17 protein-coding genes are annotated in these 22,786 nt (G+C 70.4%); 4 read left to right on the top strand and 13 right to left on the bottom strand.

Going from position 1 to position 22,786, the window contains the following annotated elements; translation table 11 throughout:
- Window positions 1-9 precede the first annotated feature (9 nt).
- Window positions 10-2,169 carry a TonB-dependent siderophore receptor gene (locus ACFSOX_RS08030; RefSeq protein WP_378477278.1) on the bottom strand — a complete coding sequence of 720 codons (2,160 nt, stop codon included), beginning with the start codon at window positions 2,167-2,169 and terminating at the stop codon, window positions 10-12.
- 213 nt (window positions 2,170-2,382) lie between these two features.
- Here ACFSOX_RS08030 and ACFSOX_RS08025 point away from each other — a divergent pair, with 213 nt between their 5' ends.
- Window positions 2,383-3,012 (top strand): TetR/AcrR family transcriptional regulator, encoded by a 630-nt coding sequence (locus tag ACFSOX_RS08025; protein WP_378477277.1) that lies wholly within the window; start codon window positions 2,383-2,385, stop codon window positions 3,010-3,012.
- A 49-nt stretch (window positions 3,013-3,061) separates the two neighbouring features.
- Here the strand turns inward: ACFSOX_RS08025 and ACFSOX_RS08020 are convergent, their stop codons facing one another.
- The 9 genes from ACFSOX_RS08020 to ACFSOX_RS07980 all read right to left on the bottom strand — a co-directional run bounded on the left by ACFSOX_RS08020 (window position 3,062) and on the right by ACFSOX_RS07980 (window position 16,283).
- A complete protein-coding gene (locus tag ACFSOX_RS08020; RefSeq protein ID WP_378477276.1) occupies window positions 3,062-4,066 on the bottom strand; it encodes a Bug family tripartite tricarboxylate transporter substrate binding protein in 1,005 nt (334 codons plus the stop codon).
- 252 nt (window positions 4,067-4,318) lie between these two features.
- Window positions 4,319-6,256 (bottom strand): DNA mismatch repair endonuclease MutL, encoded by a 1,938-nt coding sequence (gene mutL / locus ACFSOX_RS08015; protein ID WP_378477275.1) that lies wholly within the window; start codon window positions 6,254-6,256, stop codon window positions 4,319-4,321.
- Window positions 6,257-6,491: 235 nt separating this feature from the next.
- On the bottom strand, window positions 6,492-6,911 hold the full coding sequence (gene arfB / locus ACFSOX_RS08010) for an alternative ribosome rescue aminoacyl-tRNA hydrolase ArfB (RefSeq protein ID WP_378477274.1): 420 nt from the start codon (window positions 6,909-6,911) through the stop codon (window positions 6,492-6,494).
- A gap of 308 nt (window positions 6,912-7,219) precedes the next feature.
- Window positions 7,220-8,602: a M16 family metallopeptidase gene (locus ACFSOX_RS08005; protein WP_378477273.1), complete on the bottom strand. Its 1,383-nt coding sequence runs from the start codon at window positions 8,600-8,602 to the stop codon at window positions 7,220-7,222.
- Window positions 8,599-10,089, bottom strand: a complete 1,491-nt coding sequence (locus tag ACFSOX_RS08000; protein ID WP_378477272.1) for a M16 family metallopeptidase — start codon at window positions 10,087-10,089, stop codon at window positions 8,599-8,601. Before ACFSOX_RS08000 ends, ACFSOX_RS08005 begins: the two co-directional genes overlap by 4 nt.
- Window positions 10,090-10,314: 225 nt before the next feature.
- Window positions 10,315-11,001: a hypothetical protein gene (locus tag ACFSOX_RS07995; RefSeq protein WP_378477271.1), complete on the bottom strand. Its 687-nt coding sequence runs from the start codon at window positions 10,999-11,001 to the stop codon at window positions 10,315-10,317.
- A 143-nt stretch (window positions 11,002-11,144) separates the two neighbouring features.
- On the bottom strand, window positions 11,145-11,666 hold the full coding sequence (gene lspA, locus ACFSOX_RS07990) for a signal peptidase II (protein WP_378477270.1): 522 nt from the start codon (window positions 11,664-11,666) through the stop codon (window positions 11,145-11,147).
- Window positions 11,667-11,790: 124 nt separating this feature from the next.
- Window positions 11,791-14,982: an isoleucine--tRNA ligase gene (locus ACFSOX_RS07985; RefSeq protein ID WP_378477269.1), complete on the bottom strand. Its 3,192-nt coding sequence runs from the start codon at window positions 14,980-14,982 to the stop codon at window positions 11,791-11,793.
- Between the two features lie 290 nt (window positions 14,983-15,272).
- Window positions 15,273-16,283, bottom strand: coding sequence for a bifunctional riboflavin kinase/FAD synthetase (locus tag ACFSOX_RS07980; RefSeq protein ID WP_378477268.1), 1,011 nt, complete (start codon window positions 16,281-16,283; stop codon window positions 15,273-15,275).
- Window positions 16,284-16,725: 442 nt separating this feature from the next.
- Here ACFSOX_RS07980 and ACFSOX_RS07975 point away from each other — a divergent pair, with 442 nt between their 5' ends.
- Together ACFSOX_RS07975 and ACFSOX_RS07970 are read left to right on the top strand one after the other, a co-directional pair.
- Window positions 16,726-17,109 (top strand): response regulator, encoded by a 384-nt coding sequence (locus ACFSOX_RS07975; RefSeq protein ID WP_111359976.1) that lies wholly within the window; start codon window positions 16,726-16,728, stop codon window positions 17,107-17,109.
- A gap of 89 nt (window positions 17,110-17,198) precedes the next feature.
- Complete coding sequence (locus ACFSOX_RS07970; RefSeq protein WP_378477267.1) at window positions 17,199-17,843, top strand: protein phosphatase CheZ; 645 nt, start codon at window positions 17,199-17,201, stop codon at window positions 17,841-17,843.
- A gap of 117 nt (window positions 17,844-17,960) precedes the next feature.
- Here ACFSOX_RS07970 and ACFSOX_RS07965 read toward each other — a convergent pair whose 3' ends face one another.
- A complete protein-coding gene (locus ACFSOX_RS07965; protein WP_378477266.1) occupies window positions 17,961-18,830 on the bottom strand; it encodes a TIGR01459 family HAD-type hydrolase in 870 nt (289 codons plus the stop codon).
- A 285-nt stretch (window positions 18,831-19,115) separates the two neighbouring features.
- Complete coding sequence (locus tag ACFSOX_RS07960) at window positions 19,116-21,200, bottom strand: EAL domain-containing protein (protein ID WP_378477265.1); 2,085 nt, start codon at window positions 21,198-21,200, stop codon at window positions 19,116-19,118.
- Window positions 21,201-21,399: 199 nt separating this feature from the next.
- Between ACFSOX_RS07960 and ACFSOX_RS07955 the strand changes: the two genes are divergently transcribed.
- Window positions 21,400-21,597, top strand: a complete 198-nt coding sequence (locus ACFSOX_RS07955) for a heavy-metal-associated domain-containing protein (RefSeq protein WP_378477264.1) — start codon at window positions 21,400-21,402, stop codon at window positions 21,595-21,597.
- 193 nt (window positions 21,598-21,790) lie between these two features.
- On the opposite strand, the gene ACFSOX_RS07950 is transcribed toward ACFSOX_RS07955, so the two are convergent.
- Complete coding sequence (locus ACFSOX_RS07950; RefSeq protein WP_378477263.1) at window positions 21,791-22,663, bottom strand: EF-hand domain-containing protein; 873 nt, start codon at window positions 22,661-22,663, stop codon at window positions 21,791-21,793.
- Window positions 22,664-22,786 lie beyond the last annotated feature (123 nt).

Here is a 22,786-nt window from a genome sequence, read left to right as displayed (position 1 = left end):
GAAGCGTGGTCACCATCGGTAGCGCAGCCCGGCCAGGATCAGCCTGCGGTTCGCGAACTGGCAGTAATAGTTCGACGAGCAGCTCGAATAGTACTCCTTGTCGAACAGGTTGGTGACGTTGAGCGTGAGCTCGGCGCCTTTCAGCGCGGGCCGGAGGTTCTCGAGGTCGTAGCGCATCGCCGCGTCCACGACCGTGTAGCCCGGGTTCTCGATCGTGTTGGCGTCGTCCGCGAAGGTCGGGCCGACACGACGCACGCCGCCGCCGAGCGTGAGACCGGTGAGCCCGCCCGACTTGATCGTGTAGTTCATCCAGATCGAGCCGAAATAGTCGGGCACGGCCTGCGGACGGTTGCCGATCAGGCTCGCGGTGGCCGATTCGGTCACCCGCGTGTCCAGGAAGGTCAGCGCGCCGATCAGCTCCAGGCTGTCGGTCACGTTGCCGCGCGCCTCGAGCTCGAGGCCCTGCGAGCGGATCTCGCCCTGCTGGACGTTGAATCCGGTCACGGCGGACGGCGTCAGGACGTTCTTCTGGCGGATGTCGAAGGCCGATGCGGTCAGCAGAATCGGGATCGCGGCAGGCTGGTACTTGATGCCCACCTCGACCTGCTCGCCCGTGGTCGGCACGAAGGGCGATCCGTCGACGCCGACGCCGATCACCGGCTCGAACGAGGTCGAGTAGCTCGCATAGGGCGCGATGCCGTTGTCGAACAGATAGAGGAGACCGGCCCGGTAGGTCGTCTTGTCGGCCGACTGGTCGCTGGTGGTGGCGGCGAGCCGGTTGTCGGTGCTCTGCTTGGTCCAGTCGTGCCGAACGCCGAGCGTCGCGCGCCAGCCGCCGAGACTGATCTGATCCTGGACGTAGACTCCGGTCTGGGTCAGCGTCTGGTCGTTGTCGATCACGCTCGCGAGCGACCCCACCGGCTGATAGTAGAGCGGGTTGGCGACGTCGAGCGAGGTCGCCGCACCGAGCTTGTAGACCCAGCTGCTGCTGCTGTTCTGATAATCGACGCCGGTGAGGATCTTGTGCTTCACCGGACCGGTGGCGACGTCGAACTGCAGGCGATTGTCGGTCGACACCCCGTCGACCGACTCGATGGAGCGCACCGCCCAGCGCGGCAGGACGCCGGTGGACGAGAGCGGCCCATTCATCTGCAGCGACTGCATGTCGACGTCGACATGGGAGTAGCGCAGACCGGAATGGACGCTGACGACGTCGTTGAACCGGTGGTCGAACTTGTAGCCGATGCCGTACTGCTCGCGCTTGAAGGCGTCGAATCCCGGATCGCCGACATTGAGCGTGGAATTGAGGAACGGCCGATACTGCGCCGGCGCCAGGAACGTCGGATAGAGCGAGTTGAAGTAGCCGCCCTCCGGATCGCGCTGATAGTAGCTCAGGATGGTCAGCCGCGTGTCGGCGTCGGGCGCCCAGGTCAGGGCCGGGGCGACGGCGACGCGCTTCTCGTCGACGTCGTCGTATCGCGTGCCCGACGATCGGCCGATCGCGGTCAGGCTGTAGAGCCAGTGCCCCTCCTTGTCGATCGCGCCCTGGCTCGTCACGCCGGACTGGATGCGCCCGTGCGAGCCGCCCTCGAGCCGCACCTCGTTGTAGGGGGTCGCGCTCGGCATCCGGCTGATCTGATCGACGAGGCCACCCGGGCTCGTCTGACCGTAGAGCAGCGCCGACGGCCCTTTCAGCACCTCGACCCGGTCGAGCAGGAAGGGATCGATCGCCGTGTTGGCGAAGGCCTGGCCGCGCGGCAGCTTCAGGCCGTCGAGGAAGCCGACATAGTTGGTCGACGTGCCGAAGCCACCGAAGCCGCGGATGAACACGCTGTCGTAGCGCGCGTTGGTGTCGGCGTCGGACAGCACGCCGGACGTGTAGCGCAGCGCGTTGCCGACCGTCTGGGCGTTCTGGTCGTCGATCTGACGGCGCGTGACGATCGAGATCGACTGCGGCGTCTCGACCACCGGCGTGTCGGTCTTGGTCGCCGCCGACGAGGTCTTGTCGAGATAGCTGTCCCGCGTGTCGGTCGCGCCGCGATCCGCGTCCACGACGATGGGCTGCAGCGCCGTCTCGGCCGAGGCGGAGCTCTGCGCCCGCCCCTCGCCGACACCGGCCGTCACGGCGGCGAGCGCCGCCCACACGACAACTGCACGATCGATCGCCATCTCGACACCCGCTCACTGTCACCTTGCCCGACGACGACGAATAAACGGGACGGGACCGTCCTGTCCAGATGCATTGCCATCGCGAGAGCAAACATGTAATTGGAATAATTCGAGAATTGCTTCGGCCAACAGAGCTTGACGAGCATGCCGCGGTCAGTGAACGAGCCCGAGCCGGAGAAGCGCGATCGGCGGATTCGCGCGCAGGACCAAGCGATGACTCGGCGGACGGGGCGGCCCTCCAAGGTCGACGGCGAGGCGAAATCGGCGCGCATCATCGAGACCGCGTCGCGCCTGTTCGCCGAGCAGGGCTATGCGGCGACCTCGGTCGAGCAGGTGGTCGCCGCCTGCGGGGTCGGCAAGGACACGGTGTACCGCCGCTTTCCCTCCAAGCTCGCGCTGTTCGAGGGCGTGGTGGATCACGCCCGCAAGAAGACCCAGGCGCGCTTCCAGGCGACCGTGGCGGCGCAGACCGGCGACGTGATGAGCCGCCTGCGCGGCGCCGCGCGCTGGCTCCTGTCGACCAATCTCGATCCGACCCTCATCGCCTTCCAGCGGATCGCGCTGAGCGAGGCGCTGGTGGTCGGGCAGGCGGTGGCGCGCAATCCTCACGATCCGATCATGGACCGCATCGTCGCGCTGATCGCGGAGGCGCAGGAGGCGGGGGCGCTCGGCGCCGGCGACGTGCGGTTCCTGGCCGGCCAGATGCTGAACTGCATCGCGGTCGGCCCGACCGTCGACGCGATGCTGGGGCGGACGACCTACGCCACGACCCGCGCCCAGAACGCCTATTTCGAGAAGGCCTGGGCGCTGTTCCTCGACGGCGCGCGGCAGCGTCCCGCATGAGACCGGGCGGGGCGGCCGTCCGACCGCCCCGATGCGAACCGGACGTCCCCTACTCGACCTTCAGGCCGGCGGCCTTGATGGCCGGGGCCCAGCGGTCGATCTCGCTCTTCACATAGCCGGCGAGATAGTCCGGCCCGCGGCGCTCGGGCGGGACGATCGACAGGCCGAGCTCGTCGAGGCGCTTCTTCACGGTCGGGTCGTCGAGCGTCTGGTTCACGGCGGCGACGAGCTTCTTCACGATCGGCTCGGGCGTGCCCTTGGGCAGGAAGATGGCGTTCCAGGCGTCGGCCTCGACACCCGGCAGCCCCGCCTCGGCGGCGGTCGGCACCTCGGGCAGCAACGGCGAGCGGGTGCCCGACAGCACGGCGAGCGCCTTGACGTTCTTCTGCTTGACCTGCGGCACGGCGGTCTGGATCGAGTCGCACATATAGTCGGTGCGGCCGCCGATCACGTCCTGCATGGCCGGCGCGGCGCCGCGATACGGCACGTGCGTCACGGTCACGCCCATCGCCTGGTTGACCAGCAGGCAGGGGATGTGGGTCGCCGAGCCGAGCCCGCCGGAGCCGAAGCTCATGGTCGCGTGGTTGGCCTTGGCGAAGGCGACGAAACCCTTCAGGTCGTCGGCCGGCAGGGTCGGCCGCGCGACCAGAAGGCGCGGCGATTCGGTGGTCAGGCCGACCGGCTGGAAGTCGGCGACCGGATCGTAGAGCGGCTTGGCATACAGGGTCGGGTGATAGGCGTGGGTGCCGACATTGCCCATCACGAAGAGGTAGCCGTCCGGGGCGCCGCGGGCGATGCGCTGGGCGCCGAGCGCACCGCCGCCGCCGCCGACATTCTCGACCACCACGGTCTGGCCGAGGATTTCGCCGAGCTTCTGGGCCTGCACGCGGGCGATCACGTCGATCGGGCCACCGGCCAGGAACGGGACGATCAGGGTGACGGGCCGGGTCGGCCAGGCGGCGGCGTCCTGGGCGGCCGCCGGCTCGCCGGCGACGGCGGTGGCGAGGACGAGAGCGGCGGCCAGCCGGGAGGCGGGGCCGAGAAGTCGTCGCATGCGGGTCTCCATCGTGAACGAAAGGCGAGGGCGTGAACGAGCGGCTGGTGCGGGACCGAACGGTTGGCGGCGGCGCGCCGGACGGGCGAGGCGGGACGAACGGGACCGGGTCGTCGGCAGGCGGCGGCGCGGAGAGGAGCGTCTCGAATGGTCGCACGAGCCTGCGGTCGCTGACCAGCGGGTCTTTCACGTGGCCGCCGTGCACGCGGCGACCGTGGCGGGCCGGCGGACCGGCCGTTGGCTTCCGCCCGATCACGTCCGCCCGAACAGGCGCTCGATGTCGGCGAGCTTCAGCTCGACATAGGTCGGACGGCCGTGGTTGCACTGGCCCGCGTTGGGCGTCTGCTCCATCTCGCGCAGGAGCGCGTTCATCTCCTCCGGCCTGAGCCGGCGCCCCGCCCGCACCGAGCCGTGGCACGCCATCGTCGCGGCGACGTGCAGAAGGCGGCGCTCCAGCGGCAGCGTCGTGTCCCACTCGGCGAGATGCTCGGCGAGATCGCGCACCAGCGCACCGACGTCGAGGCGGCCGAGCAGGCCCGGCGTCTCGCGCACCGCGACGGCGCCGGGGCCGAACGCCTCCAGCACCAGGCCGAAGCCGGCGAGCTCCTCGGCACGCGCGACGAGGCGATCGACATCCGCCTCGTCGAGCTCGACCACCTCGGGAATCAGCAGCAGCTGGCGGGCGATACCGCCCGCCGCCAGCGCCGCCTTCATGCGCTCGTAGACGATGCGCTCGTGGGCGGCATGCTGGTCGACGATGACGATGCCGTCGCGGGTCTGCGCGACGATGTAGGTCTCGTGGAGCTGCGCCCGCGCGGCGCCGAGCGGGCGCTCGTCGAGGCCGGCGTCAGGCGCCATGTCGCGCGGCTGGAACGCGCTGGCCCGCGCGTCCGCCGACGGCGGGCCGACGTCGAAGCTCGCCTGCGGCAGCGCGGTGAAGCCGGGCGGCAGCGCCTGGTCGTATCCGCCCGGATCGAACGCGTCGTGATCGGATTCAGCCTGATCGGCTCCCCCCGGCGGCCGCGCCGGCGAGCCGCGCCAATCCCACGATCCCGGCCGCGGCGTCGTCCAGGCGGACGGCGGGCGCACCGCGACGGACGAGGCCGCCTGCGGCCGCAGCGCCGCGAGCGTCGCGCCGCCGCCCGTGGTCGCGGCCCGGCCGGCGCCGGCCGTCAGCGCGTCCATCAGGGCGCGCACCAGGGTGGCGCGCACCAGGCCGGCGTCGCGGAACCGCACCTCGGCCTTGGCCGGATGGACGTTGACGTCGACCTCGCGCGGATCGACCTCGACGAACAGCGCGACGACGGGATGGCGGTCGCGGGCGAGATGATCCGCGTAAGCCGCCCGCACCGCGCCGAACAGGAGCTTGTCGCGCACCGGCCGGCCGTTGACGAACAGATACTGCGAGAGCGAGTTCGCCTTGTTGAAGGTCGGCAGCGCCGCGAAGCCCTCGACGAACAGGCCGTCGCGCCCGCCCCGCACCGGCACGGCGTTCTGCGAGAACTCGGCACCCAGCACGTCGGCGAGCCGGCGCAGGCGGCCACTCGACGCCGTTCCACCGACGTGATCAGAGCCGAGCAGCGTCGGGTCGGCGGCCGGGAACGTCACGGGTGCGCGCTCCTCGCCGGCGAACGTGAAGGACACGTCGGGCCGTGTCATCGCGAGGCGGCGCATCACGTCGCGGATCGCCTCGGTCTCGCTGCGCTCGGCCTTCAAGAACTTCAGCCGCGCCGGCGTCGCGTAGAAGAGGTCGCGCACGTCGATGCGGGTGCCCTGCGTCAACGCCGCCGGCTTCGGGGCGCCCTTGCGGCCCCCCTCGACGGCGAGCGCCCAGGCGTGCGGCTCGTCGGCGTGTCGGGTCGTGATCAGGAGCTTCGCCACGGCACCGATCGAGGGCAGCGCCTCGCCGCGGAAGCCGAGCGTGCGGATGTCGAGCAGATCCTCGTCGTCGAGCTTGGAGGTGGCGTGGCGCTCGACCGCGAGCACGAGGTCGGGCCGCGTCATGCCGCAGCCGTCGTCCGTGACGGTGATGCGGCGCCGGCCGCCGCCTTCGGTGATCACGTCGATGCGGCGCGCCCCGGCGTCGAGCGCGTTCTCGACCAGCTCCTTGACGACGCTCGCCGGCCGCTCGACCACCTCGCCGGCGGCGATGCGGTTGATGACGGCCTCGGTGAGCTGCCGGACGGGCATGGTGCGACTCGGGGTTTGGGACCGGGATATCTATAGGGCGAAGACCGCCGCCACGCACGCGGTCGCCCTGTCCCGGCGTGTACGCATCGTTTCGTCTCTCGGTCGTCCCGGGTCGGCGCGCAGCGCCGAGCCCGGGATCCATAGCCCCTGTCTATCGTGAGCCAACAGCACCGGGAGTATGGATCCCGGGCTCGCGGACGTTAAGGTCCGCGCCCCGGGATGACGGGGGATGAACCTACTCCTCCGGCCGCCCTTGACGCAGGCTCTTCACGGTGGAGCGGCGCTTCTTCGCCTCGACCCGGCGCTTCTTGGAGGCCAAGGTCGGGCGCGTCTTCACCCGCGGGGTCGGCCGCACGGCCGCCGCGCGGATCATCTCGAACAGGCGCTCGCGAGCGTCCTCGCGGTTGCGCTCCTGGGTACGGAAGCGCTGCGCCGTGATCACCACGACGCCGTCGTTGGTGAGGCGGGAGCCGGCGATGCGCATCAGCCGGATCGCCACGTCGTTCGGCAGCGAGCGCGAGCCGCGCACGTCGAAGCGCAGCTGCACGGCCGTCGCGACCTTGTTGACGTTCTGCCCGCCGGGACCGCCGGCGCGCACGAAGCTCTCCTCGAGCTCCGCCTCGTCGATCTCGATATGGTCGGTGACCCGGATCATGCCGCCCTTGAAGGCGAGACCGCGGCCGCGGTCAAGAGCAGGGTGCGTGGATCACCTCGACGCGTCGTGCCGAGGTTACCCCCCCTCCCTGTCCCTCCCCCACAAGGGGGGAGGGAACGCAGGAGCCGAGAGCGCGCCGAAGATCGAAGTGTCGCAACGTCTGTCCCATCGCAGCGTCTATGCACTGGGCCGGCGCCCGCTGCAGCGTGCTCCCTCCCCCCTTGTGGGGGAAGGCTGGGGAGGGGGGTGAGCGCCGGGCGCAAACGTCCGCGAAAGTTACTCCGCCCGCCCTGCCGTAAGCCACCGCCCTACTGCGCCTTCACGGCCGGGGCCGGCTGGGCCGCGGCCGGGGCGGCGGCGGTGGCCGCCTCGGGGCGGCCCGCGACGGTGGCGAGCAGCTTGCCGGACAAGAGGCGCTTGGCCACGCGCTTGGCGTCGTCGAGCGTGACAGCCTCGATCAGGCCGTTGCGGCGATCGATGTAGTCGATGCCGAGATCCTCGAGCTGGATCAGCACGAGCTGGTTGGCGATCTTGGCCGAGGTGTCGAAGGACAGCGCGTAGGAGCCCTTGAGATACGACTTCGCCTGGGCGAGCTCGTCCGCCGTCGGCCCCTCCTCGGCCATGCGGCGGATCTCGGCCTCGATCACGTCCATCGACTCCTTGACGCGGTCGGCCCGCGTCGCCGTGGAGACGAAGAACAGCGCCGTGCTCTTCAGCGGCACCAGCGACGAGGAGACCCCGTAGGCGAGGCCCCGGGTCTCGCGCACCTCGCGATAGAGCCGGGACGAGAACGAGCCGCCGCCGAGGATGTGGTTGACCACATAGGCCGGGATGAAGTCCGGATCCTTGCGGGCGATGCCGGCGCCGCCCAGCATCAGGGTCGATTGCGGCACATCGACGTCGACCTGGACGCGGCGGCCGAGATCCTGCGGCATCGCCTGCGGCACCACGCTAAGCTGCGCCGTCTCGGGCAGCGACCCGAACGCCTCGTCGACGAGCCGCGACGCGGTGGCCGCGTCGACGTCGCCGACGATGCCGACGACGAGGTTGTCGCGCGCCAGCACGCGGCCGACATAGGCCTTCAGGTCCGGCACCGTGATGGCCTGCACGCTCTCCACGCTGCCGCGGGTGACGCGGCCATAGGGATGCCCGGCGAAGGCCGTCTCCCAGAATTTTCGGCCGGCGAGATCGTTCGGCGTGACGGCGTCGCGGCGCAGCGCCGCGACGATGCCGGTGCGGATGCGCTCGACCGCCTCGGGATCGAAGCGCGGCGCGGTCAGCGCCAGCTTCAGGAGCCCGAACGCCTCGTCGCGATTCTCCGACAGCGTGCGCAGCGAGCCCATCAGCGAGTCGCGATAGGCCGACATCGAGAACTCGATCGCCTTCGATTCCAGGCGCTGCTGGAAGGCGCGCGCATCGAGATCGCCGGCGCCTTCGTCGAGCAACGATGCCACCATGTTGGCGAGGCCGTCGCGGTCGGCCGGATCCTGGGCGCTGCCGCCCCGGAAGGCGAACTCCATGGCGATCATCGGCAGCGAGGGCTCGCGCACCAGCCAGATCTCGATGCCCTTTTGGGTCTTCACCCGCTCGATCGTGGTGGCGTGCGCGGCCGGAACCGAAGCCAGGGAGGCGAGCGCGATCGCGACGACGGCGAAGAACGCGGCCGCGAGACGGCGGAGGGACGTGATCACGAGCGCTTCTCCTCGGAGGCGGGCAGCGACTTGACCAGATAGCCGGTCGCCGACCGGCGCTTGTCGAGCCAGGTCTTGGCGGCCTCGCGCACCTGATCCGCCGTCACGGCGCGGATGCGGTCCGGCCACGACAGCACGTCGGCGACCGTCGAGCCGGTGGAGAGCGCGGTGCCGTACCAGCGCGCCATGCTGGACTGGTTGTCCTGGGCATAGACGGCGTCGGCGATCATCCGGGTCTTGGCGCGCTCCAGTTCGTCGGCCGTGACACCGTCGGTGATCGTCTCGGCGATCACGGCGTCGATCGCCTTCTCGACGTCGGCGAGCGTGTGGTCCGGGGTCGGACGGGCGTAGACGCCGAGCCGCGTCGCGTCGACGGCCGAGCCCTGGTACCAGGCGCCCGCCGTGGTGGCGAGGCGGCCCTCGGCGACGAGGCGCCGGTACAGCCGGCTGTTCTGGCCGCTGCCGAGGATCTGGGCGAGCACGTCGATCGCCTCGGCCTCGCCGCGCTTCGCCGTGGTGTAGGACGGCACCAGATAGCTGCGGTTCAGGCTGGGCTGCGCGACGCGCGGATCGTCGAGCGTCACCTGGCGCACCGCGACGGGCGGCGGCTCCTGCGGCCGCTTGCGCGGGCCGATGTCGCTCCTCGCCGCGATCGCCCCGTAGGTCTTCTCGGCCAGTGCCTTGACGGCGTCGGGCTCGACGTCGCCGGCGATCACGACGACGGCGTTGTTCGGCCCGTAGAACTGCTTGTAGAAGGCGAGCGCGTCCTCGCGGTTGAGCTGCTCGATCTCGGCGCGCCAGCCGATCACGGGCCGGCCGTACGGGTGATTCAGATACAGGCTCGCCGCCACCTGCTCGCCGATGCGGGCGTCGGGGCTGTTGGCGACCCGCATGTTGTACTCTTCCAGCACCACGTCGCGCTCCGGCAGCACGTTGGCGTCGGTGAGCACCAGCCCGGTCATCCGGTCGGCCTCGAAGGCCATCACCTCGCCGAGATGCTCCTTCGGCACGCGCTGGAAGTAGCCCGTGTAGTCGGTGGTCGTGAAGGCGTTCTCCTGGCCCCCGATGGTGGCGAGCATCTTGGAGAAGCGCCCGCTCGGGTTCTTCTCGGTGCCCTTGAACATCAGGTGCTCGAGGAAATGCGCGATGCCGGACTTGCCCGGCGCCTCGTCGGCCGAGCCGACCTTGTAATAGATCATGTGGGTGACGACCGGGGTGCGGCGATCCGGCACCACCACGACCTCGAGCCCGTTGGCGAGCTTGAAGTCGGTCACCTTGGCGGCCTGCACGGGCTGCGACGACGACGGCGCCGTGGCGGGGCGCGGCAGCGGCGCCGGCACGGTCTGGGCGGGCGCCGCCTGCGCCGTCGTTTGGCCGATCCTCGCCTTCGCGCCGGCCGGGCCGCTCTCGGCCCGGCCGACCGCCGTGGTCGAGAGCAGCGCGACCGCCACGGCGAGGGCGAGCGACGTCGGGGCGGATCGGATCATGCGGCGGGCCTTTCTGGGACGACGGCGGGCATTGTTCCGGAAACGATCCGGCGGCTCAAATGACAAATCGGTCAGGTTCTTGGCGGAATTCGGGGCGCGGCGCGGGAGCTGCGGGGCCGGTCGCAAATGCCGCACCGGCAGGGCGGCGGCCCGCGTCAGCCGCCGAAAACGACGACGCGCACGGCGGCGGGCCGTGCGCGTCAAGATCGGGGCGGTGCCGGAGGATCAGCGCTGCTCGGCGCTGCCGGCCGCCTGGTCGTAGCTCTTCGCCTTGGTCGGGCGCTCGATCGTCTTGCCGACCCCGTAGGGTTGGTTCGGCGAGGGCGTCAAATAGCCGGGCGGCGGCTGGGTGAGGTCGCTGCGCGGCGGCTCCTTCTCGAAGGTGCCGACCTCCTCCTTCGGCTCGGCGCCGACGAAGTTCCGCCAGTTGAAGAGGCCGCCGGCGTAGCCGAGCTCGGATGGCGACTTCTGGTTGATCGCCTCCTCGCCCGACTTGATCGGGGCGCCGCCGGCCGACGCGGTGCGGGGGGCGCCCTTTCGGTTCAGCTCGGCCGGCGTCAGCGCGCGCGACTCTTCCTCGACATTGATCGACTTGCGGGCGTTCTTCTTGGCGTCGCGGCGCGCCTTGACGTCCGGATCGTCGGGCCAAGCGGGATTGCGCTCGGCGAGCGAGGCGGCTTCGGGCGGCGGCAGGTCACGGCTCGGCGGAATCACCAGCGGCGACCGCTCGCGGTATTCGATGTTGGCTTCCTCGCCCGGACGCTTGAGGCCGAGGCCACGCATGATGCTGCGCATCACCTTGACGTCCGGCAGCTCGTCCTCGTCGTCCTCGGCGCGGGCCGGGCCGCTGCCGAGCACCAGGCCGAGCGCGAGAGCGCCGGCCATGGCGGCGCAGGTGCAGGCGCTCAACACGGACGCGCGCCGAGACGACGCGCGCATCGAGGGAGCGCGCATCGAGGGAGCGCGCGTCGAGAATGCTCGCATGTGGTTTCCCCGTGCATGGACGCGCGACGAAGCCGCCGGCACGTCCCCCGATCGCTCTTGTATATCGCGGATCAGGGCGCTTTTGCGGCGTCGGGGGCGACCAGGGTCTCCCACAGGAGCAGAACCACGCCGGCGACGATGGCTACGTCGGCGATGTTGAAGACGTACCAGTTGAATCGCCAGGTCGCGGTAGCGACGTACAGCAGGACGAAATCGAACACGGCCCCGAACGTCGCCCGGTCGATGGCGTTGCCGATCGCCCCGCCGATGATCAGGCCGAGCGCCAACGCGCCGGCGCGGCGGTCCACCCGGGTGAGCCAGATGCCGAGCAGCAGCACGGCGATCACCTTGAGGCCGAGCAGCGCCCACTGGCCGAACGGCCCGGTCTGCGGGAACAGGCCGTAGCTGATGCCGGTGTTCCACACCACGACGAGGTCGAGCCCCGGCAGGACGTGCAGGGGCGCCTTGTCGGGCAGCGCGAAGCCGTAGAGCAGCCACAGCTTCGACGCCTGGTCGAGGCCGACGACGAGCGCCGCCGCGAGCAGCCCGAGCCCGGTGAAGCGGCCGAAGGAGAGGAGGATTTTGGACGCCATGGTCAGCAATTTACGTAGGGTGGGCAAAGGCGCGAAGCACCGTGCCCACGCAGTGGCGCCGATCCGACCGAGGCGCTGATGGTGGGCACGCTTCGCTTTGCCCACCCTACGCGCTGTCGGCGTGTCATTCCGCCGCCGGGGAGAGGGCGTCGAGCTCGCGCAGCGCCTGGGCGTCGCGCGGGGTGACGTCGGGGTACTGCGGATCGGAGCCGACCGCCGGCGAGATCTTCCACGAGCGGGCGCATTTTTTGCCCTCGGCGCGGCGCGGCGACACGGCGACGCCCGGCACCTCGGCGAGCCGGAACGCATCCTCGGGCCCGTCGCCCTCGATCAGCGAGGCGCCCGACGTGATGCAGATCTCGGCCAGGTCCAGATCGACCACGGCGCGGAACAGATCGTCGTCGCTCACATAGACGAGCGGGTCGGCCTCCAGCGACGAGCCGATGCGCTTGCCGGCGCGCTCCAGCTCCAGCGCTCCGGTGACGACGCGGCGCACCGCGCGCGCCTTGCGCCAAGTCTCGGCCAATCCCTCGTTGCGCCAGCTCTCCGGCACCTCGGGGAAGGTCTCGAGATGCACCGAGCCGTCGAGCCCCGGATAGCGCGCCAGCCACGCCTCCTCGGCCGTGAAGCAGAGGATCGGCGCCAGCCACGTGACCGTGCAGCGGAAGATCTGATCGAGCACGGTGAGGCACGCCTTGCGGGTCACCGACGAGATCGGATCGCAGTAGAGCGCGTCCTTGCGGACGTCGAAATAGAACGCCGAGAGATCCACGGTCATGAACTGGCTCAGGACCGCGAAGATGCGCTTGTAGTCGAAGTTCGCGTAGGCCTCGCGCACCGTCCCGTCGAGCTCGGCGAGGCGGTGCAGCATGTAGCGCTCGAGCGACGGCATGCGCTCGAGCTTGACGCGATCCTGATCACGGAAATGCGCGAGATTCCCGAGCATCCAGCGCAGCGTGTTGCGCAGCTTGCGATAGGTGTCGACCGTGGTCTTGATGATCTCCGGGCCGATGCGCTGGTCGTCCCAGTAGTCGCAGGAGCCGACCCACAGGCGCACGATGTCGGCACCGTGCTGCTTGATCAGATCCTGCGGCGCCACCGTGTTGCCGAGCGACTTCGACATCTTGCGGCCCTGCTCGTCGAGCGTGAAGCCGTGGGTGACGACGACGTCGAAGGGCGCGCGGCCGCGGGTGCCGCACGACTCGAGCAGCGACGAGTGGAACCAGCCGCGATGCTGGTCCGAGCCTTCCAGATACATGACCTGATCACGACCGCCGTCGACCTTGCGGCGGATGCCGGCCAGCGTCGCGAAGTTCTGCGGATCCTCCAGCACGAAGGCGTGCGTCGAGCCACTGTCGAACCAGACGTCGAGGATGTCGTCGACCTTCTGCCAGCCTTCGGCCGCGCGGTCGCCGAGGAAGCGCTCGCGCGCGCCTTCCGCATACCAGGCGTCCGCCCCTTCCTGCTCGAACGCCGCGACGATGCGGGCGTTGACGGCCTCGTCCTGAAGAATCTCGACCTCGCCGTGGCCCTTGTCGCGGATGAACACCGTGATCGGCACGCCCCAGGCGCGCTGGCGCGAGATCACCCAGTCGGGCCGGCTCTCGATCATGCCGGTGATGCGGTTCTGGCCCTGCGGCGGCACCCAGCGGGTCGCCTTGATGGCCTTGAGCGCCCGGGCGCGCAGCGTGTCGCCCGCCGCACTTCCCTTCACCTCTCCCCAGGGGGGAGAGGTCGACGCCGCAGGCGTCGGGTGAGGGGGCTCGCGCCGTCGAGAGGTGGGCTCCCCCTCACCCGGAGCCCGCGCCGTTTGCGCGGGCCCCGACCTCTCCCCGCCGGGGAGAGGTGACGAGGAGCCCGCTGCCGCGATGTCCTGGTCCATGGCGATGAACCATTGCGGCGTGTTGCGGAAGATCACCGGCTTCTTGGAGCGCCACGAATGCGGATACTGATGCTTCAGTTTTCCGCGCGCCAACAGATTGCCGGCGTCCACGAGGGCCTTGATGACGGCCTCGTTGGCATCGCCCTTTTCCCCTTTTTCGGTGATGACGCGGCGGCCTTCGAAGCCTGGTGCATCCGCCGTGTAACGACCGTCGGCATCCACCGTGTAGGGGATTCTCGTGGAGATGCCGCGCTCCGAGAGCCTGCGGCCGTACTCCATCCAAATTTCAAAATCCTCGCGGCCGTGGCCGGGGGCGGTGTGGACGAAGCCGGTGCCGGTCGAGTCGTCGACATGATCGCCGTCGAGCAGCGGGACGGCGAAGTCGTAGCCGCCGACGGACTTCAGAGGATGGTCGCAGACGAGCTCGGCCAGCACGTCGGCCGACACGGCTCGCACCTTCTCGAAGGCGACGACGCGGGCTTGTTTTAAAACGTCCTCGGCGAGGTTGTCGGCGAGGATCAGGCGATCGCCGGTCTTCGCCCAGTTGTCGGCGGGCGCATCCGTGACCTTGTAGAGGCCGTAGCCGATCTTGTGCGAGAAGCTGATGGCGCGGTTGCCCGGCAGCGTCCACGGCGTCGTCGTCCAGATGACGACGGACGCCCCTCTCAGCTCTCTGTGAAAGTCGCCGACTATCGCCCTTCGCTCTCCGTCCTGGTCTGGCCGGATCGTCGCGGAACGAACCACCGGAAACTTCACCCACACGGTGTCGCTGATGAAATCCTCGTACTCGACCTCGGCCTCGGCGAGCGCGGTGCGCTCGACCACCGACCACATCACCGGCTTGGAGCCGCGATAGAGCGTGCCGTTGGCCGCGAACGTCATGATCTCGCGGGCGATCTGCGCCTCGGCCGGGAAGCTCATCGTGGTGTAGGGGTGGTCCCAGTCGCCGACCACGCCGAGCCGCTTGAATTCTTCGCGCTGTACGGAGAGCCAGTGCTGCGCATAGGCGCGGCATTCCTGGCGGAACGCGATCATGGCGGCGGGGTCCGACAGGTCGGGCTTCGACTTGCCCTTCTTGCGGTAGTTCTCCTCCTCGATCTTCCACTCGATCGGCAGGCCGTGGCAGTCCCAGCCCGGCACGTAGTTGCTGTCGAAGCCGAGCATCTGCTGCGAGCGCGTCACCAGGTCTTTCAGAACCTTGTTGAGCGCGTGGCCGATATGGATGTGGCCGTTGGCGTAGGGCGGCCCGTCGTGCAGGACGAATTTCGCGCGCCCCTGCGAGGCCTGGCGCAACCGACCGTAGAGGTCGATCGTCGCCCAATGGGCCAGGATGTCCGGCTCCTTCTGCGGCAGACCCGCCCGCATGGGGAAGTCGGTCACCGGCAGAAACAGCGTTTTCGAGTAGTCGCGGGTCGTCGTCACGGCATCGGTCATGGCGCGCCGTTCTTAACAAGGCGCTCGCGGCCCGTGAAGGGCAAAGGACCGCGTCATCCTCCCCTCGAGGGGAAACGGCGATGCCCTTCTGCGTGGCTTCCCCCCACCCCCGACCCCTCCCCGCCACTCGCTTCGCGAGCGGGGGGAGGGGAGCAGGGGCGCCGTGCGCGACTGGAGAGTGGGCTCAACGAACGACGAAGCCCCTCACCTCCCCTCCCCCCGCGCCCGCAGGGCGTGGCGGGGAGGGGGCGGGCGTGGGGGGCAAGCGGCAGATGCCGAGGATGCGGCCCCTACCCGCGCCTCGCCACCGCGACGTCGGCGAGCTGCGGGAACGCGTTGCCGGCGCCCGCGAGGATCTGGCGGGCGGATTTCGAATCCTCGTTCATTCGATCGATCAGATCCTCGACCGAACGGAACTTCAGCTCCGGCCGCAGGAAGGCGTAGAAGGCGACGTCGATCGTCTTGCCGTAAAGATCGCCCTTGAAATCGAACAGGAACGCCTCGAGCAGGGTGACGCCGGTGTCGAACATCGGTCGGCGGCCGAAATTGGCGACGCCGTCGTAGCGCTTGCCCTCGACCCCGACCCGCACCGCATAGACGCCGTGGCGCAGCTTGCAGTTGGGGTCGAGCTTGAGGTTGGCGGTCGGATAGCCGAGGTCACGGCCGCGGCTGTCGCCATGCACCACCTCGCCGGACTGGAACCACGGATAGCCGAGCAGCCGCCAGGCGTGCTCGACCTCACCGCGCGTCAGCGCCGAGCGCACGCCGCCCGACGACACCCGCTCGCCGGCGTCGAGGAGTGGCGGGGCGATGTCGACCGCAAAGCCCAGCCGCTCGCCCTCCTTGCGGAGGAACTCGGTGGTGCCGGCCCGGCCCTTGCCGAACTGGAAGTCGAAGCCGGTCGCGACGCCCGCCACCTTGTAGCGCTCGACCAGCACCTTCTGGACGAACTCGGCCGGGGTCAGCGCGGCGAGCGCCTTGTCGAAGCCCATCACGATCGCCCCGTCGAGACCCGTGGCGGCGAGCAGCCGCACCTTCTCGTCGACGCTCGAGAGACGGAACTCCGGCGTCTCCGGACTGAACAAGACGCGCGGATGCGGCTCGAACGTCATCGCGGCGGCCGGCTTTCCGAGCGCGCGGGCGCGTGCCTCGGCGGCCTGGATGACGGCCCGGTGGCCGCGATGGACGCCGTCGAAATTGCCGAGCGCGACGACGGCACCTTCGAGTCCCGCCGGGGCGGGCCCGTCGAGGTGGTCGCGGATCAGCCGGAACGAGGTCGCGGGAAACGAGATGTCGGTCATGGATGCGGTACGGTCACGGGTTGCGGACGAGCGGGTGACGAACGTGCGGGTGACGAACGAGCAGGTGGCAAACGAGGGGGAGATGTCGGCACGCGATGGTGGCACCGCGCGGCGGCGGAGTGCGACGACGAGGCCCGGGAACGGGGCTGCGGGCCGATTTCGAGGACTCCGGTGTCATGTTCCGAATCTGCGGTTAACGAATCTCGACGACCGCGGCTAAACCACGAGCAAACTTAGGTCTTCTCGTTTGCCACAAATCCGCCCGGAGGCCTGCCTCCGCGATCTCCTAGAGGCTCGATTAACCGGATATTCAAAGGGCCCGGCTAACGTCCGAGCAGTGGGGAGAAACCTGGGTGTATCTCGGGCGGTGGGACCTGTCCACATGCCGCACAAGCGACAGGACACTGCGTACTCCCGGTTTGTTGCGTAACGGAGTGAGGACATGGCGATCGACCTTTCGATGCCCGTGCTCGTCGTGGACGACTACAACACGATGATCCGGATCATCCGCAATCTGCTCAAGCAGATCGGTTTCGAGGATATCGACGACGCGGCCGACGGGTCCGCGGCGCTCGGCAAGATGCGCGAGAAGCGTTACGGCCTCGTCATCTCCGACTGGAACATGGAGCCGATGACCGGCTACGAGCTCCTCAAGGAGGTTCGCGCCGATCCGAGCCTGTCGAAGACCCCGTTCATCATGGTGACGGCCGAGTCGAAGACCGAGAACGTCATCGCGGCCAAGAAGGCGGGCGTGAACAACTACATCGTCAAGCCGTTCAACGCCCAGACCCTGCAGAGCAAGATCCAGGCGGTGTTCGCCGACTAGCCGTCCGGGCCGCCGTCGCGGCGGCCCCGGGCCACCGGTCCGGCGCCCCGCCCCCGGCACGCCGCAGCACAGCCCAAGGAGAGCTCGCGATGGCGAGGGTCAAGACGCAGCAGCTCGAGAGCCTGATCGAGTGCCTGCACCAGAAGAAGGGCGAGGACGTCTCGCTCGCCGATGTCCTCTCGCTGGCCGAGATCACGGCGAAGTCGCTGCACGTCTTCTTCGAGGCGATGGACACGGCGATCTACCGCGAGATGCACGAGATCGCCGGCTACATCGAGCGGATGCGCGGCGAGATCGGCGCCCTGCGGGTCGACGAGATCAAGCAGAACCGCATCCCGGCCGCCGGCCACGAGCTGAGCGCGATCGTCAAGGCGACCGAGGGCGCGACCAACACGATCATGGAATGCGCCGAGACCCTGATGGCCGCCGACACCAGCGATCCGGCCACCTTCCAGGCGCTCGTGCAGGACAAGATGCTGGTCATCTTCGAGGCCTGCTCGTTCCAGGACATCACCGGCCAGCGCATCGCCAAGGTGATCGAGACGCTGCAGAACATCGAGAGTCGGGTCAGCCGCTTCGCCAGCGTGGTCGGGCCGACCGGCGTCGAGGCTCCGGCCTTCGCGAGCGACGAGGAGCGCGCCCGCGCCGAGCGCAAGGAGCGCCTGCTCCTCAACGGCCCGCAGCTCGACGGCTACGCCATCGACCAGAAGGCGGTCGACGACATGTTCAAGTGAGTGGGTTCGAGTGACCGGGCCGGCCCGAGCGGCGCGCCGTCACGCCACGACGAACGACCGAAGGCCGGGCATGCCCGGCCTTTCGCGTTTCGGGCGCTCCTCAGCAGGAGACGCGGCTCACCACGCCAGGCGGCGCGTCACCGCGGTGGGCAGCACACCCGCCTCGGTGAAGATCGCGGCGAGCGCGCCGTGGTCGACGGTCTCGCGGCCGCCGAGCTCCTCGGCGTGGATGCCGGCGGTGACGAACAGGCAGTCGATGCCGAACGCCACCGCGCCCTTGAGGTCGGTGCGCACCGAATCGCCCACCGCCAGGATGCGCCGGTGCGGCACCGCGGCGCCGCGCAGCCGCTCGGCGCAGGCGAGTGCCCGCTCGTAGATCGGCCGGTAGGGCTTGCCCGTGAACATCACGGCGCCGCCGAGGCTCTCGTAGAGATCCGCCACGGCGCCGGCGCAATAGACCAGCCGATCGCCGCGCTCCACCACCCGGTCCGGATTGGCGCAGACCATGAACAGGTCGCGCGCCTTCATGGCGACGGCGAGGGCGCGATAGTCCTCCGGCGTCTCGGTCTCGTCGTCGAACAGGCCGGAGCAGACGGCGTAGCGCGCCTCGTCGACCGTCGTGAACCGCAGGTCGAGCCCGTCGAACATGGAAAAATCGCGCTCCGGGCCGATGTGCAGCACGGGCTGGTCGCGGCGCGCCTCGATCTCGGCGCGGGCGACGTCGCCCGAGGTGACGACCGCGTCCCAGGTGTCGCGCGGCACCTTCAGGCCGTCGAGGAAGTCGGCCACCACGTCGCCGTCGCGCGGCGCGTTGGTGAGCAGGACGACGCGGCCGCCACCGGCCCGGAAGCGCTGCAGGGCGTCGATGGTCTCGGGAAACGGTGCGATGCCGTTGTGCACCACGCCCCACACGTCGCAGAACAGGACGTCGTAGCGGCTCGCGAGCGGCGCGAAATGGTCGGTCAGGATCGGAAACGGGATGCTCATCGTGAACCGGTCGGTCGGAGGGAGCCGAGGTCTATCCGATCGGCATGGCGCCGTCACCCCGTGGGCGTGACGCCGCCCGCCCGCGCGCACCGGCGCTGCGCTCAGGTGTAAGGTACAGCCTCCCGGTGGTCGTCACGTCACCCGTCCCGGCGGACGACCCGGTATCCACCGCCCTTCGTCGTTCGAGTCGAGACGTTTCGGCGTACCGGGCGCTCCGCCGTCGCGGAGCATGGCGACCGAGAGGCTTCGGACCTGACTTGGCGCCACTGCGCCCCCGAGGGCCGATCAGCCGCCCGTCGTCGACTTGCGGGCCATCATGCCGCGGGCGATCTGGGCCAGCACCGTGCCGGGATGACCGCGCGCCGCCGAGCCGGCGCGGCGGTCGCCCGGGATGGTCGGCGGCAGCACGGCGGGTGCCACCGCGGCGGACGGCGGGCTGCCCGACGCGACGAGGGTCGGGACCGGCGGAATCACCGGCAACTCGGCCGCCTGGTCGGGCGACGCAGCGGGCGGCGCGGCCGCCGCGGGCGGCGGCGCTGCGGCGGGTGCGGCGGCCGGCGTGAGCGTGGCGATCGGCACGGCGCCGCTCATCGACAGGGCGCCGGGCGGCATCGTCGTGGTGACGGGCGCCGCGGCGGACAGCGACGCGGGCGCCGCCGGGGCCGGCGCGATCGGGGTGGCGACGGGGGGGATCACCGCCCCGGGCAGCGGCGTCGCGAGGGCCGCCGCCGACGGCACCACCACGGCCGGGCGCAGGCCCAGGATGGAGGCGAGGCTCGCCGCGGGCGACGACGGCGCCGCCGGAGCGGCGACCGGAGCCGGAGCCGCGGCTGGCGCCGACGGGGCGGGCGCGAGAACGGGCGCCGCGGCGGGTGCCGCGAGAGCCCCCGGAACGGGCGCGGCCGCCGACGCCAGCGGCATGGAGCCGAGGGCCGGACCGCTCGCCCCGACCGCCGTCGGCCGGTTGTCGAGCATGCCGAGATCGCCGAGCCTCTCGGCGCCGCCCTGCAGCACCTCGGGCCGCACCGGACGGGGCGGCGAGAACAGGAAGCCCTGGCCGTATTTCAGGTCGTAGTCGAGCAGGTCGACGACCGTCGCCTCGGTCTCGATCTTCTCGGCGATCAGCTCGATGCCGTAGCGGCCGAGCAGGCCCGAGAGGTCGGCCGGGTGGATGTCGGTGGTCGCCGTGTGGCGGGCGAGCAGCAGCGAGGCCGGCACCTTGACGAAGCGGAAGCCGCGCTCGGCGAGGTCGCGCGGCTCGAACCGCATGTCGACGACATGGTCGAGCGAGAGGCGGAAGCCGCGGTCGGTGAGCGCGGCGAGGCTCTCGTTCTCCATCGGCCCGAAGGACCGGTAGGCGTCCTGCCGGAACTCGAACACGAAGGACGGCGCGATGGCCCGGTTGGCGTCGACGAACTCGTTGAACTGCGTGAAGAACTGCGGGTCCACCAGGGTCGCGGCCGAGACGTTGCAGAACAATCCGATGTCGCGGTTCTTGCCGATCAGCCGGCGGACGATCTGGACGCAGCGGAACAGCATCGCATTGTCGAGCCGGGCGACCAGGCCGGCCGCCTCGGCGACCGGCAGAACCTCGGCCGGCATCAGCACCTCGCCGTCGCGCGAGCGCAGCCGCGCCACCGCCTCGTAGAAGCGCACCTTGCGCTGCGGCAGCATCACGATCGGCTGCAGCAGGAGGTCGAGCCGGTTGGCGTCGAGCGCCTCGCGGACCGTCTCGATCGCCGCCTCGCGGGGCAGCCGCGAGAAGCGGCTGCCGGTCGCGGCCGGCGCCGCCGCCGCGGCCGAGCCGGTCTCCGTCGCGCCGGGAACCACGGCCGGCGCGACGACGCCGGCCTCGGTGGCCGGAGCATCCGGCGCGCTCGCCGGCGCGGCCGCGACGGCGAGCCCCGGGCCGGACGACTCGGCGCCGGCGGGCGCCGCCTTGTAGGGGCTGCCCGGCGCGCCGGAGCGCAGCAGCGTGTCGTGGGTGGCGACCGTTTCGGCGAGCTGGCTCAGCAGCGCCCCGAGCTCGCCCAGCTCGTCGGACAGGGGCTTCGCCGCCTCGCCGACCCGGTCGAGGACACCGTCGAGGCGCGATTCCATCGTGGCGACGCGGCGACCGAGATCGAGCACCTGGCGGGCGAGGTCGGTGGTGCCGCGCGACAGGTCGGCGAGCGAGCCCGTCGCGTCACCGCCGCGATCGCGCGCCTTGAGGGCGACGGCGTTGTAGACGGCGAGCCCCGTGAAGGCGACCAGCGTGACGATCGCCGTCTCGGCCGCGTTGGTGCCCACGTAGAGGTACATCAGCGTGCCGAGCGAACCGGCGATCATCGCCATGCACAGGCCGACGAAGACGGCACCGACGCGGGCCATTACGAGCTCCGAGAACACCGAGACAGGTTGCGGGATATCAAGGTGATTCGCCGCGCCGCCTCACACTCTCGACAACCGTGCCGAGGGGTGCAAGCGCGTCGGGACGAAATCTGTCGATATGCCGTCATACGGCCACAGCAACCCTTGCCGCGCGGGTCGTGGCGACCCAGGTGAGACAGGAAGAAAGGTCTAGAGCACCATGGTTACGTTGAATGTCACCGGGATGACCTGCGACGGCTGTGTCCGCGCGGTCGAGCGAATCATCAAGGCGCAGGATCCGCAGGCGAGCGTCACGATCGATCTCGGCAGCGGCCGGGTCGAGGCGACGACCTCGGCGGCGCCGGCCGCGCTGGTCGAGGCGATCGAGGCCGCGGGCTTCGGCGCCAAGGCGGCGTGAGGCTGAAGCTGGAAGACCCGAAGCTGGAAGACCTGGGCCTTCCGGGGCGGCGCGCCGCGCCGAACCCGGACTCCAGCCGACGGTTCCGAGCTTCCCACTGGATTCTGGAATCCGGATTCCGGGTTCGCGGCTTCGCCGCGCCCCGGAAGGCCCCGGAGATCCGAGCAGCCCACCCCCACCGGCCACGATCGGATCACGCACTCCGGGCGACGCTGCTTCGGGCGTCGCGGGCGGAAGCCATCGACGCCGCGAGGGTGTCGAGCATCGCCTTCAGACTGCGCGACAGCTCGGTCGGCGTGACCGACCCGTCCCCGTCGTCGTCGAGCGACGCGAAAATGCTGTCGGCATCGTCGCTCGTGTCGCCGCTCGCGGTCGCCAGGTCTTCCAGCTCGCTCTGCGACAGCGCGCCGTCGCCATCCGTGTCGAGGGCCGCGACGATGTCGGAGGCCGTGCCGTCGAGGCCGCGGCCGCCAGCCGGCCCGCCCGGCGGCGGCGGCGGCGGCGCCCCGATCGCCGAGACGAACTGCGATTCCGTGAGCGAGCCGGACCCGCTCGTGTCCAGCATCGAGAACAGGCTCTCGCCCAGCTCCTCCGAGCCGCCGAGCGCCTGGACATAGGTCGAGAACTCGGACGCCGTGATGCTGCCGTCGTCGTCGACGTCGATGGTGTCGACCATCTGCCGGAGCGGATTCTCGACGGTGGCCGCGGCGCCGGTCGACGGTCCGGCGCCGCCGACCGCCGAGACGCTCGAGCCGCTCGACGCCGCCGCCGAATCGTCGCGTCCGGCGCCGGAGACCTGCTGCAGCATCATCAGCATCGCCATCACCTCGCCGCCGAGACTGCGGCCGGAACCCGCGCGGCCGTCGCGACCGTCGCCCGGGGGCGGCGACGCCTCACCCGCGTCACCGAGCATGTCGAGAAAGGACGAGCCGCCCGACATGCCGATCGCGGCCCCTGTCGCGCGGCTCGATGCGCTGCTCGACGTGCCGGCCGCGCTGCTCGCCTGCAGGAGCCGCATCAGCGACCACAGGCTCGTGGTATCGGTCGCGCTGGAGGTGGTGGACATCCGGTTCTCCCGAAGCGCACGTCGCCGCCGCCGGGGCGCGTCGGGGGCGCAGGCCCGGCCCGGCGAGGATCGTCCGCGTGAGCGTGTACGCGGCTTATACGGGCGGGGACGCGGGTTCCGGCA

Origin of the sequence: Rhodoplanes azumiensis (genome assembly GCF_042682915.1) — a bacterium.
GTDB classification, from domain to species: domain Bacteria; phylum Pseudomonadota; class Alphaproteobacteria; order Rhizobiales; family Xanthobacteraceae; genus Rhodoplanes; species Rhodoplanes azumiensis.
The sequence above is the reverse complement of the archived record's forward strand: the minus strand, read 5'-3'. Positions and strand labels throughout refer to the sequence as shown.

What these genes read in the sequence shown, in the direction of transcription:
- ACFSOX_RS08025 (WP_378477277.1), top strand. Translation starts at nt 2,383, where the DNA reads ATGACTCGGCGGACGGGGCGGCCCTCCAAGGTCGACGGCGAGGCGAAA.
- ACFSOX_RS07980 (WP_378477268.1), bottom strand. Translation starts at nt 16,283, where the DNA reads ATGACCGACATCTCGTTTCCCGCGACCTCGTTCCGGCTGATCCGCGAC.
- ACFSOX_RS08020 (WP_378477276.1), bottom strand. Translation starts at nt 4,066, where the DNA reads ATGCGACGACTTCTCGGCCCCGCCTCCCGGCTGGCCGCCGCTCTCGTC.
- ACFSOX_RS07970 (WP_378477267.1), top strand. Translation starts at nt 17,199, where the DNA reads ATGGCGAGGGTCAAGACGCAGCAGCTCGAGAGCCTGATCGAGTGCCTG.
- ACFSOX_RS07965 (WP_378477266.1), bottom strand. Translation starts at nt 18,830, where the DNA reads ATGAGCATCCCGTTTCCGATCCTGACCGACCATTTCGCGCCGCTCGCG.
- arfB (WP_378477274.1), bottom strand. Translation starts at nt 6,911, where the DNA reads ATGATCCGGGTCACCGACCATATCGAGATCGACGAGGCGGAGCTCGAG.
- ACFSOX_RS08000 (WP_378477272.1), bottom strand. Translation starts at nt 10,089, where the DNA reads ATGATCCGATCCGCCCCGACGTCGCTCGCCCTCGCCGTGGCGGTCGCG.
- mutL (WP_378477275.1), bottom strand. Translation starts at nt 6,256, where the DNA reads ATGCCCGTCCGGCAGCTCACCGAGGCCGTCATCAACCGCATCGCCGCC.
- ACFSOX_RS08030 (WP_378477278.1), bottom strand. Translation starts at nt 2,169, where the DNA reads ATGGCGATCGATCGTGCAGTTGTCGTGTGGGCGGCGCTCGCCGCCGTG.
- ACFSOX_RS07960 (WP_378477265.1), bottom strand. Translation starts at nt 21,200, where the DNA reads ATGGCCCGCGTCGGTGCCGTCTTCGTCGGCCTGTGCATGGCGATGATC.
- ACFSOX_RS07975 (WP_111359976.1), top strand. Translation starts at nt 16,726, where the DNA reads ATGGCGATCGACCTTTCGATGCCCGTGCTCGTCGTGGACGACTACAAC.
- ACFSOX_RS07950 (WP_378477263.1), bottom strand. Translation starts at nt 22,663, where the DNA reads ATGTCCACCACCTCCAGCGCGACCGATACCACGAGCCTGTGGTCGCTG.
- lspA (WP_378477270.1), bottom strand. Translation starts at nt 11,666, where the DNA reads ATGGCGTCCAAAATCCTCCTCTCCTTCGGCCGCTTCACCGGGCTCGGG.
- ACFSOX_RS07955 (WP_378477264.1), top strand. Translation starts at nt 21,400, where the DNA reads ATGGTTACGTTGAATGTCACCGGGATGACCTGCGACGGCTGTGTCCGC.
- ACFSOX_RS07985 (WP_378477269.1), bottom strand. Translation starts at nt 14,982, where the DNA reads ATGACCGATGCCGTGACGACGACCCGCGACTACTCGAAAACGCTGTTT.